Source organism: Acinetobacter sp. ABJ_C5_2, assembly GCF_044538485.1.
Lineage (GTDB): Bacteria > Pseudomonadota > Gammaproteobacteria > Pseudomonadales > Moraxellaceae > Acinetobacter > Acinetobacter nosocomialis_A.
Genome location: NZ_JBIUCS010000001.1, coordinates 376,458 through 390,294, shown reverse-complemented (window position 1 = coordinate 390,294; position 13,837 = coordinate 376,458). Strand labels below are relative to the sequence as shown.

Below are 13,837 nucleotides of genomic sequence, written 5' to 3'. Positions count from 1 at the left end.
AAAATATACTTAAATCTAAAATCTTGAAATGTTCTTTATCAATTCTTTCTAATGTAATTAAACTACGTTTAAAGTACATATATTCCCCTCCAGAGCCAGCAGGCACTCTTTTATTTAATTCGCTCCATGACTATTCTAAAACTTGTCCATTTATATTTAAGAATCAGCTATTAAGTAATACGTCTAACTTTTAATAATCTAAATTATTTATTCTTTTTTTAACTCATATATCATAATACCTTCAATAATTTGGTCAGGATATTCTTCTGAATATGCGGTCCTATAATTTGTTGTTATTTCTGCTGGAATAAGCTCACCTGACATTTCACTATCTTCTTTATATTCTAAATAATGTGCATCACCTTCAAAATAGAAATTAAAATCAGCCTTAACTCTATCTAAACGGTCACCTATCTCTAAAAGACCTAATAATTTTCCTTTATATCCTTCACTAACAAAAATTCGTATTAATTTTTTTGAATTTCCATCAAATGTTAAGGTGACAGTACTTTCCCATGAACAGTAAATTTCGTTAATCCACTCCTGCCACGGTAATAACTCACATCTATAAGAAACTAACCAAATATTTTGCTCTTGATCTGATTCATATTCTTCCTCTCCTGCATCAAGGCAAAGTGCCAAACTTCGGAATTCATCATAATTCATTCCTAATGAGATTCCTGCTGCTTCCTGCAGAGGAACGATATCTTTATAGAAATCTGGCACTAAGTGATTCATTTTATTCTCAATATTTAATGATTTTCTATTGTATCTCATCTCTATTCATCAAAATAAGCCTCATTTTATAGCTGGCATCTTTTAGCTATTCCACAAACTATCCTTAAATTAATAAAATCACTAAAATATATAAAATACTAATAATCTTGTAGATATATGAACGAAAAAGCAATTAGCCAATATTTAAGTTTTATTCTAAGACACAAACCAGAAGAAATTGATCTAACATTAGATCGTGAAGGTTGGGCAAATATTGAAGACTTAATTTCCAAGTCACAACCAGTCAAGAATGTAGCTTTAGACGAAGAAATTATTAAGAAAATTGTGAGCAATAGCGATAAAAAACGCTTTCAAATTTCTGATGATGGAAAATATATTCGCGCTGTACAAGGCCACTCAACCACAAATGTCGATATCACTCTAAATAAGCTTGTGCCGCCAATTTCTCTTTATCATGGTACAGCTCAAAGGTTTATAAACTCTATAAAAGAACAAGGTTTAATCTCTAAAGATCGTCAATATGTACATCTAACAGAAAACAAAGACACTGCTCTATCCGTGGGAACACGTTATGGCAAACCTGAGATTTTAATTATTCATGCTTTAGAAATGCATAAGAATGGATTTGAATTTTTCCAAGCTGAAAATGGAGTATGGTTGGTTAAACATGTACCAGTAGAGTTTATTGTTTTTCAATGAATAGTATCAAGCTAAGAACCAACTTTATAAAAATCAGCTAGACATAAAAAAAGCTCCTATAACAGGAGCTTTTTTGAATCTTGGCAGAGGATCAAGGATTCGAACCTTGACGAACGGTTTTGGAGACCGTCATGCTACCATTACACCAATCCTCTATATGTACAATTAAACCCTTTAGATTTAATCATAAAAAAAGCAAGATCATCGTCTTGCTTCTTTCAATGGTGGGGGCGAAGAGACTCGAACTCTTACACCTTGCGGCGCTGGAACCTAAATCCAGTGCGTCTACCAATTTCGCCACGCCCCCATCTGGGACATTTATTTAAAATAAATGTGGCAGAGGATCAAGGATTCGAACCTTGACGAACGGTTTTGGAGACCGTCATGCTACCATTACACCAATCCTCTTCCAAGATCTAAATGACTTAACATTCAAATCAACTTTAAGACTTAACTTAAAGTGGTGGGGGCGAAGAGACTCGAACTCTTACACCTTGCGGCGCTGGAACCTAAATCCAGTGCGTCTACCAATTTCGCCACGCCCCCGATGGCTGTGTATATTAGCGATAAGATCTAACAGTGACAAGTGTTTTTTTTCTAAAAAAAACTGACCGTGTAAATTGTATACAGATACTAGATCAATGATTTTTATAAGTTTGAGAGCGCATTTAAACAATTGATTGCTTCAAATGCATTTGAAAAACGGTTTTTCTGTTGTTTTTGCAATAACCCTACAAGTAAAGGGTAAAAAAATTGAACTGAATCAGGCAACTGAATGTTTAAATTTTGACAATGCAATACAGCCCAATCATGATAAGTATTTGCTTGTAAACGTATTTGAATTAACCATTCATACAACACAATTCCAAAAGCATATAAATCGCTTTGTATACTCTTACTGGCTCCATGGAACAGTTCAGGTGCCATATATCTTGGCGTAGCATCAATGATTGAATCAGGATTCGATATACGCCGTGTTTTTTCAAAATCAATTAAATAGAGCCCTTGATCAAAATTTCGAAAGTGCTCCCTTTTTATATCTCCATGAATCCACCCTAGCTCATGAAACTCTGCTAAAGCTATAAGCGAGGTATAGATCATCTCACGAATATCTTTTAAATTTTGCTTTTGATCTAAATCACCAAACCAGCAATCGGTGTCTGGCAAAATTAATGCTTTCCCTTCGAACTCATGTAATTCGGAAATAGTACTGACATCAAATATTTTAAATGGCAAAAGCCAGTTCACTTTTTTATGCTGAATATCTTCATAGAATTGCAATTCATGCAAAAAATCTTGCTCACTTTGAGCATGTACATGCGGCAAATGGTATTTTAGCCAGTAGTGATGAGCATCTATAGTACATGTCCATAGATGCCGCCCTAAAGCTGCACTTTTAGGTTTTGTTACGCATTTTAGGTTTTCTATATGAGAAGCAAAATCATGCTTCAGCATAATAAGACTCTGGTTGTTGTCTCTTTTCTTCAAAACGTAGAACTTCTAAACAATGCTGAATTGTTTTACCAATACGCGCATGAGTTTCTATAGAAGAGATTTTCGGCCAAGTCGCCCGCTCACCTTCTCGTTGTAAACGCTTAAATAAATGCGGACGAGGGTTTTGTAACGTATAGGCATAATGTTTTAGGCCATATTTGGCAATAATATTGACATCGCCATAATAGCGCTGCCCTATTACTCCATACCCATGATCAAGCAATCTTCTTACTGGAGAAATAGCACCGAGTCTTTGACGAGTGAAGTCCATTACTCCCATCGACAAGACTTTACCTTGGCGTCTTAAAATTCGTTCAGGCCAACTTAAAAGATCTTTACGGAAACGGTGTGCATCATCTTGCATAAATGGCACAACATGCGGATTTACTTGGCTGGCAATGGTGTAGTTTAAATTATAAAGCCTTGCCATTCTTTCTTGTGGAAAGTCACTGCGCACACTGCCATCTACCCATTTAGTGTTTGCCATATACGGCGTATGTTCACCATCATAACGCTTACTGGTTAATCGCACAGGCGGAAATAGAACTGGCACAGCACAAGAAGCCAATACAGCACTCCAAACTAAAACGTTGGGTGTCATAATTGCATTCATAATTCTTGGGTTTTCTGTTGCATCGTACGGTGCAACTGCCACATTAATATTTAAACCCGATTTTTTAAATGCTTCTTCAAAAGTCAAATCACCTAAGTTTTCGATAAGGAATTTTTTCAAATAATGGACATCCGCAATGCCCCCATTCCCTTTTATGAGTTCACGAAGCTTTCTAAAGTGAAACGCATCACTAAAAAATTGCTCGCCATTTAATAAGTTTTGAACGTCTTCACTCGCAGAAGTCCCCAACATACCTGTCATAATGGCGCCAGCACTTGAGCCAGACAGGACTTTGGGCATTAAGTCTTGTTCAATTAAAGCTTTACATACGCCTGTATGAAAAAGACCTAAAGTTGCACCACCCGAAAACATAAGCGCGGGCTGTCCATATGCTTTTTCACAATTTTCAAAAAACTCGATTTTTTCTTTTCTTTGAAAGGTAATACATTCACTAGAAGCAATATAAGCCAAGCTTTGGCTGACTTCTTCAATATAATCTTCAATTAACTTTTTTGTACCTACATGGGTTGCAGCAAACAACATAGGGTGGCCAATGTTTGCAATATCGTAGGTCAACCCTTCTTTTAAAAGATAAATCAAATCTAAAGTACGATGTTGCTGACGATATCTTTTCAGTAAAGTGTAACGATAAGAAATAAGCTCAGCATCAAAATAAGGTGAACTATTATCGAACTTCCACTCTTGTGCACCTGTTTCTTCATCCAGTTTTAATGCAAAAGACTTCCACTCTTCATAAGATTCAGCCATGTCTAACTGACGTTGTAATTTTTTGATACGGTAAGCCTGATGCGGATTCATATCACTTCGTATTTTTTCAAACATATTTCGTCCTCATCTTCACAGATGATTTTACTGAATAGACATGACAACACTATGCGCGGTCTGAACATTTCAATCAATTGCAAAACCGATAAACTGCATTGGCAGTATCTTTTTTGTCAGCATGCAAATTTCGGTGTTAGTATCCTAGTAAATTACTGTTTAACATGATTGATTAACCATGGCTACCATTGATTTACCCGACAATTTAGTTCAAACCTTATCACTTGTATTAAATCAGTTACAGCAAGTCTTACCCGAACCTAAACAAGAAACTGATTTTACTGCACCCGCTTTTAGATGGGAAAACCAGCAACTGAAAGCCATTTATACGCCTAAGAATATTTATCTTGATGACTTAAAAGGCATCGAACGTCAAAAAGAAAAAATCATTCAGAATACTTTGCAGTTTTTAAATGGCCTACCTGCAAATGATGTACTGTTAACGGGTTCACGTGGTACAGGTAAATCCTCTATAGTGCGTGCTTTACTCACTGAATATGCGCCTCAAGGATTACGTTTAATTGAAATTGAGCGTGATGATTTAGCAGACTTACCTAAAATTCAAAAAATTATCCAAAACCGACCTGAAAAATACATCGTCTATTGTGATGATCTAGCATTTAATGCTGAAGATGAAAATTACCGTAGTTTAAAAAGCGTATTAGATGGTTCCTTACAGTCAGGTTCAACAAATTTTATTATTTATGCAACCAGTAACCGTCGTCACTTGTTACCTGAGTTCATGCATGAAAACACCCCTGTAACCAAAGTAGATGTGCCTCAATATACCGAGCTTCATCCGCAAGAAGCGATTGAAGAAAAGATCTCTTTATCTGACCGTTTTGGTTTGTGGTTATCTTTTTATCCAATGGATCAAAACTTATATTTAGAAATCGTAGAGCATTATCTAGATAAAGCAAACATGCCTTTTAATGATGAAGTTCGTGCTGAAAGCTTGCGTTGGTGCCAAATGCGGGGTCAGCGCTCTGGTCGAGCTGCTTATCAGTTTTCTAAGCATTGGATTGGTTTAAACGCCTTAAAAGATTTGTCTAACAATTAAGTAAAATGTCCCACAAAGCCTTAGCTTTGGCCTGTAAACCGCTTAGCTTTGGCAGTTGTTTTTCATAACCTAAAACCAAGATTGTACTCATTTAAGGTTATATATGAAAAAACAATTGCCCAAAATTTCTATAGGCAGCAAAGTTTTAGGTCAAAGCTTATTGCTCGCGCAAAGTGTTATAGATAAAGCAGAAAAATACTCAACTCTTTCTTTTTCTCAGCCTCATATCATTCAGCCCCGAGTTGATGAAAAATATTATAGCTGGACCCACTACGGAATCTTTTTCCCACTTTTGCCAGAGCCGCATCGCTATTTAAATATTATGATTTTATTAGGCACACCTGGTGCGCTTGCTTTTGATCATGATGACATAATTCATGGAAATCCTCGAAAAACAGCGTCAAGCACAGCTGCTCTAAAACAAGCGTTATTGAAAGCCTATATCATTCCCAAAGATACAAAAATTAATACAGATGGAAGTTTGATAGAACTTGGTCAGGAAATTTCAATTCAAGGAAAATTTCCACACATCCATATTAATGGCTATTATGAAAGTCTAGATTTTGACTTTGATATTGATGTGACCTCACATGTTTCATGGTTTGTAAAAACGCCTGTTTATGATCATTTGAGTTTATTGGCAAAGTTTAAAGGTTTTTTAAACTATCAAGATAAATACATTGAAAGCGAAGGACTTTGCACTTACGAATATGCTCGAGCAGTTGGCCCCCACTCATTCACAAATAAACTTATTCCTGATGCTTATAAGCTGCCCCTTGATTTTTTTACTTATCAAATCATTAATTTAAATGAGACCACTCAACTTCTTCTTACCAAAGCCGATATTGCAGGACAAACAGCTACATACACCCTGCATATTAGACATCTGGACCAGCTATCTGAAATTTACACAGATGTCAGTTTTGATATTATTTCGCATCAAGTTGATGACTTCGTTTCACCTAGTGGGCAAAAGATGCGACTTCCTAAATACTTTTCTTGGATTGCTCGAAATGATGCAAAGCAAATTATTTTAAATATTCAGGCAGAAATTGATTGCCCATTTCGTTACGGTCATGGGCGAGGTTATGCAAGTGGCTATAGATTTACGGGTAATTATTTCGGTAAGGAAGTGCAAGGCCGTGGTTATATCGAATATATAGATATTGAAAACCAACAAGCCTTTGCAGATAAATAATTTTATTCAGGAATAGATAATTCAGTCATTGGCCAACGTGGTGTAGTCGTGACAGCCAAGCCATCATGTTGGCCTGCTTTTAAACGTTGATAACCAGCAAAAGCAATCATTGCACCATTATCAGTACATAAAGCAGGTTCTGCATAGTAAACCTGAGCTTTAATTTTCGCCAATGAAGTTTCTAACTGTTCACGTAGTCGTAAATTTGCACTTACACCACCAGCAATCACTAAACGCTTAAGTCCAGTTTGCTTTAAAGCTTTCACTGATTTTTTTACTAATGTGTCTACAATGGCTTCTTGGAATGAAGCAGCAATATCTGCGTCACGGTTTTCACCATTCAACTTTTTCAATTGAACAGAAACTGCCGTTTTTAAACCACTAAAAGAAAAATCTAGGCCTTGATGAAGCATTGGTCGTGGAAATTCAAATGCTAACGGATCACCAGATAACGCTAGTTTTGCGATATTTGGCCCCCCCGGATATGGCAAGCTCATCATTTTCGCAACTTTATCGAAAGCTTCACCTGCAGCATCATCAATAGACTCACCTAAGAGCTCATATTGACCAATTGCATGAGCTGCCATCAATTGTGTATGGCCACCTGAAACAAGCAATGCTACAAATGGAAATTCGGGTGGCTGACTTGAAAGTAATGGAGCCAACATGTGTCCTTCCATATGGTGAACACCAATCGCAGGCTTATTTAAAGAAAAAGCTAGAGTTCTTCCAAACAATGCACCTGTCATTAATGCTCCCATTAAACCGGGGCCACGTGTATAAGCGACTGCATCAATTTCTTGTTTTGTTACACCACTTTGTTCAAGCAATTGATTCATTAAAGGAATGAGCTTACGAACATGGTCACGAGAAGCAAGTTCAGGTACTACCCCACCATATTCAGCATGAAGTTTTATTTGGCTATAAAGAACCTGTCCCCGTAAGCCGAGTTCGCTATCATAAAGTGCCAACCCTGTTTCATCACAAGAAGTTTCCAAGCCTAAAACAATCATCAAAACTGCCTTTTATATGAGTCAAAATATTGCAATCGCTATTATAGACTTGTGATATGAGTTGTAAATGAGTAAAATACTGACCTTCACTTGTGATCCGGCGCAATGGTGTGCCTGATCTTATCCATAATCTAGAGGATTTTACATGCCACAAGTTAAGTTGAAAGAAGGCGAACCAGTTGACGTAGCTATCCGTCGTTTCAAACGTTCATGCGAAAAAGCTGGTGTTTTAGCTGACGTTCGTAAGCGTGAATTCTACGAAAAACCAACTCAAGAACGTAAGCGCAAAAAAGCTGCTGCAGTTAAACGCTACCAAAAGAAATTGGCTCGCGAATCTGTACGTACTACTCGCCTTTACTAATTAATTTGTGATTGACTGCTGAAATTATGACTACTTTAAAAGACCAAATTACTGATGCATTAAAAACTTCTATGCGTGCCAAAGATATGGCAACAGTGACGGTTTTGCGTAGTCTACAAGCAGCAATTAAGCAAATCGAAGTTGATGAGCGCATAGAGCTTGGCGACGCTCAGGTTCTTGCGGTCATTGAAAAGCAAATTAAACAACGTAAAGAATCGATCAAAGCCTTTGAAGGTGCTGGTCGTGATGATTTAGCTAGTAAAGAACAAGCCGAAGCTGAGATTATTTCCCAGTTTCTACCAGAAGCTATGACTGAGGAAGAGCTTGATTCTATCATTGAGCAAACGATTGCTGCTCAAGAAGCAACTAGCATGAAAGATATGGGTAAGGTGATGAATTCTCTACGTCCGATCATAGCCGGGCGTGCCGATCCTGCTCAAGTTTCAGCAAAAATTAAAGCTAAGTTAGCTTAATTCCCTCCTCTTTCCTTATACATTCTTAGACTAAGCTTTCATTTATTTGTTAGTTTAAGTACATTTGTATCTGCGAAAATCCTAAGATCAAACTAAATCTACTAAATTTTCATTCGTCGCTCATCTTGCATTTGCTTTAATCGACTATCTATTTTAGCCGACATAGCTTGGTTGCCCTTCGCTAGTCTTTGCGCATGCAACATAGATTTAATTGCATTTTCTTCACTGCCAGACCAATACTGTGCTTCTGCACGATATCGCAATACATTCACCGCTCTTAATGGCGATTGTTTATCTAAATTAGCAGCCTGCTGTAATAGTTGCCAGCCCTGAATATCTCGAGCATTTTTATTAATAAAACGCTGCACGAGCGTCTGTACTTGCGCATATTTTCCCTGACGCAACAACACCTCAGCCAACTTATAGCTAAACGCCTTATTTTCAGGTATGGTCATTTGCAATGGGGCAATCGAATTATAGGCCTGATCAAGCTTATTTTGGCCCAAATAAATATCTGTTTGAATTAGAGTAACTAGTGGCTTACCACTAGATTTCACTTGATCTAATGTCGTTTGAGCCTGTGTGTAATCTCCTTGTTTAAGATAAAACGCCGACAAAGCCAATATCCCTGCCAGATTTTTTTGCGAAGCTAAACTCTGCAGCTGATTTTCTGTAGCTTCTCCAGCGACCACCATGGTGTACCATTTTAAAATTTCAAAATCGACATCATATATTCGGCTTTTAACCTTAGGCATTTGATTGGCTCTTAAACGAGCTTCACTCATACGTTCAGTCGTTAAGGGATGCGTAAGCCAAAAATCTGGCAAGAAACTTACATGGCTAGTTGCTCTGTGCATTGTTTCAAAATAATCTGCCATACTTTGTGGGTTATAACCTGCGGCATACATATACTGCATTCCAATCCGGTCAGCTTCACGCTCTTGATTACGACTATAAGTGAGCTGTTTATCAAGAAGCGCAGCTTGCGTACCTAACATGACCGCAGCTCCAGCATCTCCGCCTGCCTGAGCAGCTAGAGCCACTCCTGCTAGTAAACCAGCCAAACTTAAAAGTGCCTGCCCTTTAAAAGCCTCTTCTGAACGGCTAAAGTGCCTCTGAGAAACGTGAGCAATTTCGTGTGCCATCACACCAGCAATCTCATCAATATTTCGAGCTGATGAAATAAGGCCAGTATTTAGTGCAAATAACCCACCTGGGACAGCAAATGCGTTAATTTGAGGATCTTTAATTACAACCAGCCCAATAGGTTGTCCAAGTTGTGTTTCACCCAAGATATTAGAGAAGACTTGGAAAAACTGATCTTCCAGCCACACATCTTGTATGACTGGCATTTGCTTATGAACTTCACGGAAAACTTTTTCACCAATAAATTTTTCTTTCTGTTGGTCAAGCAATCCTATTCCACTACCAATATTGGGAATTTCGACTTGTCCAGAAGCGGGCTTTGGATCAAAAGGGTCAGCATAAGAGGCATTTGTTATAAAAGCCAAACTTAAAATAACTGGCAAAAATTTCAAAAGTTCTTCTCTATTAAAATTAAACTAACAAAAAAGCCCATTCATAGAATGCTTGAGTTTGCTGCATCATATGAACAGGCTTTCACTATAACATTGAAAATAGACTATATTTGCAATGAAGTGTTATTCAATATTTATACGAAATTAGGATTCACCAAATATCTTGGTGTTTTATCTTCCAATGCTTCTACCAAATTTTTATATGCTAAGTTTGCCATTTTTTTGCGTGTTTCAGCTGTAGCAGAACCTACATGAGGCAAAGTAACTACATTTGGTAATTTGAAAAGTTCAGAATCTTGCAAAGGCTCTTTTTCATATACATCTAAACCTGCAGCAAAAATAACTTCCTGCTGTAAAGCTTCAATAAGTGCCTGCTCATCAACCACTGAACCACGCGCAATATTAATAAAAATAGCGTGCTTTTGCATAAGCTCAAATTGAGCTTTACCCATTAAGGCTTTAGATTCTGTATTTAAATCAACTGCTGTGACTACAAAATCAGACTGCTGTAACAACTCATCTAAACCTAGGTATTGAGCATTCAATGGCTCAGCCAATTCAGGCTTTTCACGTCGATTATGGTAAACAATATTCATGTTAAAACCATAAAAACCACGACGTGCAATTGCAGCACCAATATTACCCAATCCAATAATACCTAGTGTTTTACCAAAAACATCCAGACCAAACTGTTGTGGCCCAACAGTTCTTTTCCATTCACCTTGTTTAGTCCAATGGTCTAGAAATGGTACTTTTCTAGCTGCACTTAACAATAGAGTAAAGGCAAGATCTGCTGTAGTTTCAGTCAAAACATGTGGTGTATTTGATAACCAGATTTTCTTTTGGTTTAAATAAGCAACATCATAATTATCGTAGCCGACTGTCACAGATGAAATAATTTTTAATTTTTGTGCTGGAGCAAGGTTACTTTCATTAAGCAAGCGGCCCGCCCCAATCATTCCATCAGCATCTACCACTTCTTGTCGTATCTGTTCATTAATATCACCCAATTTAGGGTTTAATACGACAACATGATAGTCCTGCTGCAACCGTGACAAAATTTCTTTATCGATTTGGCTAAAAACCACAACCTTTTTCATGTATATCCCTACTACTCATTGTTATCTTGCATAAGTTGCCACAACCTTTTTTTAAGGAGAGGCTTATCTAACATTTCTTTTAAACTAGCTAAATGAATAATATTTGTATGTTGAATATAGGCACATTTACCCAAACATAAAATCTTTTTTTCTGCCGCCACAGCATCTAAAAAACCTTGAATATATGAACCTACGCCGCGTTGATCCTGATAAGCAGCTAACGGGAAAGGCCATTTTAATTCAGCATAGTGCCCGACTTTGGCCTTTTGTATATTTGCCCAAAGTTGTTTTTCTTCTTTTTCTAATGCAGTTACATCAACAAAGATTACACACTTTTCAAGGCAATAAGCTTGCATCTCAAATGGAGCAATTGCCTCTTGCTCAACAACTATAGGTTTCTCAACAACCACTTCAGACTGTGGAACATCTACAATTGCTATTGAAGGCTCCTCTACGACTTTAGGAACTTCAGGCAGCACAGGCTTAGATGGCTTTTTTTCAAAAGTAGGAACATCTATTGTAGGTGCGATAATTGGTGCTTGAGATTCGACAACCTGATCTCGCCATACAGTATGGGCATTATTTTTTTGGCACACTTGTGTTCTAGGAATCCATACATCGATTCCTAAGGTTGCCAGTATATTTCTTTGCTGCCCAATCATGTTTAAATCAGTACCTCTAATCTACACACATTCTAACGGGCTTCTGATTTTTTTTCAGCGTTTTCTTTTAATGATCCCTATTGGAAACCACATATGTTTCTTAAATAATCATAACGCTATTTTTCTTCTGCATTTGTTCTACAATTTCATCAGACTCGAAACCAAATCGCCAGTAAAGCAATTCAAGCACATCCAGTTCATCTTGCGTAATAATTCGGTCACTCCATAAGCACATCTCAGCAATGGCCAAAATACTTAAACGATCACGAAGCAAGAGCCCAGCAATGTCATTTAAAATTTCGGCCAAATCTAAAGGCTCATCCGAAATTTCATCATAAATATGCATTTCATCTGGGTTAAGTAAAGAGCGCAAAATACGTTCGCGGACTTCCAACTGGTTTGGACTATTAATTTGCTGCACATGAAGCAATGCATCAATCAAACGGACTATTTGAGGTTTCACTTCTTCAAATGCTGTTGGCAAATGAAGTGGCATCAAATTCAATTCATACTTGACCCGCTCTAGTAATAACGCATCAAGCAGTCCTATTTCGCCATCTTCCTGAATAATCAGTGCCAGTTTTGTCAAAAATTGACGTGCAATACTTGCAGGCATGTGGCCAATATTTTTACAAGCGTCGTGAAATATCTGAATATGAATACGACCATCCAGATTAAGCAAAGCATCGACAATCGAATGGCTTACCGGAGCTTCTTGCGGAATAAATTCTCGATATTGACGAATCATTAAAATTGCAACCATCACCTCACGCGAACCAGTAGCTGTCTGCAATGCACGCTGAATAAGTTCTGGGCGCTTTTTATTACGTCGGATATCGATGCTCAAAGGCTTGATCGCATCATTTAATGCAAAACTAATTGGAGAAAGACGCAATAATGGCAAAGGTTGTGGTGATGACCACGGAATATAAATTTCAGTCTCAGATTCTTCCAATGAGCGGAAAAGGCTAAATAAAGGCCTATTGCGAAGTTTCTTTAGATTTTCTAATTGTAAATCTTGCAGTAAAGTTGGGTTAAGTTCGTAAATGCGCTCACGAATACTTGGATGAATATTCATCCAACTTTGGGGACTAAGTGAGTTTGCAAAACACATATGCGCGATTGATTCAGAATAAGCACTATGAATTTGTGATCCTGAATGGTGAACATAAATACGTAATAATGTTTGGGTATTCGTACTATTTTTTAATAATCGCATGGTTTTTTGGTCATTGCGAAATGTACGGCCACTTAATGTTAAATATTTAATAAAACGAGTGATTAATACACCCAAGCTTCCCGCCAACCAGATTACACCACCGACAGCTACAAATACCGTTTCAAATTTATGCTTATAACCGGGACTATAGCGTTTAAAACCTTGCTTGGCGAGTTTACTACCCCATTGACTGAAAGTCGTTAAACCGCTGTATAAAATTTTTAATTTAGTATTTTCTACAGCTTCGCCCGATAAAATTTGGTTAAACTCATGGCCCAATAAACCATAGAGCTCCAGTTCATCCAGATTCTGTAAAGCGCCCCAAGTCAAAATAATGACAATATCATTTGAGTGAAAACCTGCAGTTAATGCATTTACACCTACTTCATCAGGCAAAACATAGAGAGTTGGAACGTTAAGAGAAAATGTTTGCGCCAAATGTTCTGTAATTTTTAATGCCGCATGCTCTTCTGGTGTACTCTCGCCTTTCACCAAACGACGTGCTTTAAGCTGTTTAGCAAGGGAGTGTCCACCTTTACGCAAAATATAAAGCTCGGTCACTACAGACCAAACCATAATAAAAAGCAAAAGAGCAACAAAATATGGACTTAAAGCATGCCACCAAATCGGTTGGCTATAATCAAAAAAATGAACAAGTAAACCTAAAATGAGATTTAAAATAAAAATAGTTAAAAGCACAGCGACCAAACACATAGTGATGGACCATGCCATATTTTTATTTTCGATTAAATAGTGGCTTACTTCTTTCAATGTAAATAATCCCAATTACATTGTTAAGTTTCATCATAAAAGAAAAAAGCGGGAA

General features: G+C 37.3%; 13 protein-coding genes and 4 tRNA genes. 5 read left to right on the top strand and 12 right to left on the bottom strand.

Annotated elements, in window-relative coordinates; translation table 11 throughout:
* Positions 1–207 precede the first annotated feature (207 nt).
* Entirely contained in the window at positions 208–738 is a 531-nt protein-coding gene (locus ACH8JV_RS01870; protein WP_396519402.1) for a hypothetical protein, read from the bottom strand.
* Between the two features lie 156 nt (positions 739–894).
* Between ACH8JV_RS01870 and ACH8JV_RS01865 the strand changes: the two genes are divergently transcribed.
* The gene (locus ACH8JV_RS01865; RefSeq protein ID WP_396519400.1) at positions 895–1,437 is read left to right on the top strand and encodes an RNA 2'-phosphotransferase; all 543 of its coding nucleotides are present in this window, start codon (positions 895–897) and stop codon (positions 1,435–1,437) included.
* A gap of 81 nt (positions 1,438–1,518) precedes the next feature.
* On the opposite strand, the gene ACH8JV_RS01860 is transcribed toward ACH8JV_RS01865, so the two are convergent.
* The 6 genes from ACH8JV_RS01860 to ACH8JV_RS01835 all read right to left on the bottom strand — a co-directional run bounded on the left by ACH8JV_RS01860 (position 1,519) and on the right by ACH8JV_RS01835 (position 4,387).
* A tRNA-Trp gene (locus ACH8JV_RS01860) sits at positions 1,519–1,592 on the bottom strand.
* A gap of 67 nt (positions 1,593–1,659) precedes the next feature.
* Positions 1,660–1,744, bottom strand: a tRNA-Leu gene (locus ACH8JV_RS01855).
* Between the two features lie 27 nt (positions 1,745–1,771).
* Positions 1,772–1,845: transfer RNA gene (locus ACH8JV_RS01850), tRNA-Trp, on the bottom strand.
* Positions 1,846–1,898: 53 nt separating this feature from the next.
* Positions 1,899–1,983 (bottom strand) — tRNA-Leu (locus ACH8JV_RS01845).
* 102 nt (positions 1,984–2,085) lie between these two features.
* On the bottom strand, positions 2,086–2,892 hold the full coding sequence (locus ACH8JV_RS01840) for a protein kinase (RefSeq protein WP_396519398.1): 807 nt from the start codon (positions 2,890–2,892) through the stop codon (positions 2,086–2,088).
* The gene (locus ACH8JV_RS01835) at positions 2,879–4,387 is read right to left on the bottom strand and encodes a DUF3336 domain-containing protein (RefSeq protein WP_004700599.1); all 1,509 of its coding nucleotides are present in this window, start codon (positions 4,385–4,387) and stop codon (positions 2,879–2,881) included. The genes ACH8JV_RS01840 and ACH8JV_RS01835 overlap by 14 nt, the downstream gene beginning before the upstream one ends.
* Positions 4,388–4,565: 178 nt before the next feature.
* On the opposite strand from ACH8JV_RS01835, the gene ACH8JV_RS01830 reads away from it, so the two are divergent.
* Together ACH8JV_RS01830 and ACH8JV_RS01825 are read left to right on the top strand one after the other, a co-directional pair.
* On the top strand, positions 4,566–5,447 hold the full coding sequence (locus ACH8JV_RS01830) for an ATP-binding protein (protein ID WP_000190819.1): 882 nt from the start codon (positions 4,566–4,568) through the stop codon (positions 5,445–5,447).
* 103 nt (positions 5,448–5,550) lie between these two features.
* Positions 5,551–6,645, top strand: a complete 1,095-nt coding sequence (locus ACH8JV_RS01825; RefSeq protein WP_396519396.1) for a DUF6670 family protein — start codon at positions 5,551–5,553, stop codon at positions 6,643–6,645.
* Positions 6,646–6,647: 2 nt separating this feature from the next.
* Here ACH8JV_RS01825 and tsaD read toward each other — a convergent pair whose 3' ends face one another.
* Positions 6,648–7,658 (bottom strand): tRNA (adenosine(37)-N6)-threonylcarbamoyltransferase complex transferase subunit TsaD, encoded by a 1,011-nt coding sequence (gene tsaD / locus ACH8JV_RS01820; RefSeq protein ID WP_039254781.1) that lies wholly within the window; start codon positions 7,656–7,658, stop codon positions 6,648–6,650.
* Positions 7,659–7,803: 145 nt separating this feature from the next.
* Here tsaD and rpsU point away from each other — a divergent pair, with 145 nt between their 5' ends.
* Together rpsU and ACH8JV_RS01810 are read left to right on the top strand one after the other, a co-directional pair.
* Positions 7,804–8,019, top strand: coding sequence for a 30S ribosomal protein S21 (rpsU, locus tag ACH8JV_RS01815; RefSeq protein ID WP_001136722.1), 216 nt, complete (start codon positions 7,804–7,806; stop codon positions 8,017–8,019).
* A gap of 26 nt (positions 8,020–8,045) precedes the next feature.
* Positions 8,046–8,492: a GatB/YqeY domain-containing protein gene (locus ACH8JV_RS01810; RefSeq protein ID WP_004700591.1), complete on the top strand. Its 447-nt coding sequence runs from the start codon at positions 8,046–8,048 to the stop codon at positions 8,490–8,492.
* Between the two features lie 101 nt (positions 8,493–8,593).
* Here the strand turns inward: ACH8JV_RS01810 and ACH8JV_RS01805 are convergent, their stop codons facing one another.
* The 4 genes from ACH8JV_RS01805 to ACH8JV_RS01790 form a co-directional block, all read right to left on the bottom strand.
* Positions 8,594–10,021, bottom strand: a complete 1,428-nt coding sequence (locus ACH8JV_RS01805) for a M48 family metalloprotease (protein ID WP_396462906.1) — start codon at positions 10,019–10,021, stop codon at positions 8,594–8,596.
* A 143-nt stretch (positions 10,022–10,164) separates the two neighbouring features.
* Positions 10,165–11,130 (bottom strand): 2-hydroxyacid dehydrogenase, encoded by a 966-nt coding sequence (locus tag ACH8JV_RS01800; protein ID WP_396519394.1) that lies wholly within the window; start codon positions 11,128–11,130, stop codon positions 10,165–10,167.
* Between the two features lie 11 nt (positions 11,131–11,141).
* Positions 11,142–11,792 (bottom strand): hypothetical protein, encoded by a 651-nt coding sequence (locus tag ACH8JV_RS01795; protein WP_396519392.1) that lies wholly within the window; start codon positions 11,790–11,792, stop codon positions 11,142–11,144.
* 100 nt (positions 11,793–11,892) lie between these two features.
* The gene (locus ACH8JV_RS01790) at positions 11,893–13,782 is read right to left on the bottom strand and encodes a M48 family metalloprotease (RefSeq protein ID WP_396519390.1); all 1,890 of its coding nucleotides are present in this window, start codon (positions 13,780–13,782) and stop codon (positions 11,893–11,895) included.
* Positions 13,783–13,837 lie beyond the last annotated feature (55 nt).